1 protein-coding gene is annotated in these 1,192 nt (G+C 58.9%); it reads right to left on the bottom strand.

Annotated features, from left to right (window positions below):
- Positions 1 to 146: 146 nt before the first annotated feature.
- Entirely contained in the window at positions 147 to 1,127 is a 981-nt protein-coding gene (locus tag HMPREF3173_RS17970; RefSeq protein WP_038410028.1) for an IS5-like element ISPa16 family transposase, read from the bottom strand.
- Positions 1,128 to 1,192 lie beyond the last annotated feature (65 nt).

Genomic DNA, 1,192 nt, shown 5'->3' on the forward strand with positions numbered 1-1,192 from the left:
GGAAGGTCTGAAGTAACCCTGTATTTCCGGTCGACTTCAGCCCTTGCTGCTTTTGAAAGCGGGCCGTCGATCAAAATCGACCAGGTAACCCGCTCAGTTCTCCGTTTTTGGCCGCCGCGAGCACCTCGCAGCAGCCATTTTCCGCATTACAGGTGCACCTGTCCTGCGGTAGTCAGCAAATGTCGGCGCGCCATCCATAGGTTCGACAGCGCGAACAGCGTCACCAGCTGAGCGGTGTTCTTGGCCAGGCCACGGAAGCGCACCTTCACGTAACCGAACTGGCGCTTGATCACTCGAAACGGGTGCTCGACCTTCGCTCGCACTTGTGCCTTGGCCTTCTCGATCTTGCGCTTGGCTTTGTACAGGGCGCTGCGTTTATCGAGCTTCTTGTAGGTGCTGCGGCGTGCTGCGACCTGCCAGATCACTTCGCGGCCCGCATGTTCGGGGCGCTTTTCGACGCCGGTGTAGCCGGCATCGGCGCAGACGACGTTCTCGTTACCGTGCAGCAGTTTGTCGACCTGGGTGATATCCGCCACGTTGGCTGCCGTGCCTACCACGCTGTGTACCAGCCCCGACTCATCATCCACGCCGATGTGCGCCTTCATGCCAAAGTAATACTGGTTCCCTTTCTTGCTCTGGTGCATTTCCGGGTCGCGCTTGCCGTCCTGGTTCTTGGTCGAGCTGGGTGCGTGGATCAGTGTGGCATCGACGATAGTGCCCTGGCGCAGCGACAGGCCGCGATCCCCCAGGTAGCCATTGATTACGCCGAGGATGCCGGCTGCCAGCTCATGTTTCTCCAGCAAACGACGGAAGTTGAGGATGGTGGTTTCGTCGGGAATGCGCTCCAGGCTCAGCCCGGCGAACTGACGCAGGATGGTCGTCTCGTAGAGCGCTTCTTCCATGGCCGGGTCGCTGTAGCCGAACCAGTTCTGCATCAGATGGATACGTAACATGGCCATCAGCGGATAGGCTGGACGACCACCTTCACCCTTTGGGTAGTGTGGCTCGATCAGGGCAATCAATCCCTTCCACGGCACCACCTGATCCATCTCGATCAGGAACAATTCCTTACGGGTCTGCTTGCGCTTGCCGGCGTACTCGGCGTCGGCGAAGGTCATCTGCTTCATGGAAAAACTCGGCTGGCGGGATCGGCGTATTTCACCAGATTCGGGAAGTCTTTTTCAGACCTTCC

This window comes from Pseudomonas sp. HMSC08G10, from assembly GCF_001808425.1.
GTDB classification, from domain to species: domain Bacteria; phylum Pseudomonadota; class Gammaproteobacteria; order Pseudomonadales; family Pseudomonadaceae; genus Aquipseudomonas; species Aquipseudomonas guariconensis.

Coding starts and splice junctions, on each gene's coding strand:
- HMPREF3173_RS17970 (WP_038410028.1), bottom strand. CDS start 1,127: ATGAAGCAGATGACCTTCGCCGACGCCGAGTACGCCGGCAAGCGCAAG.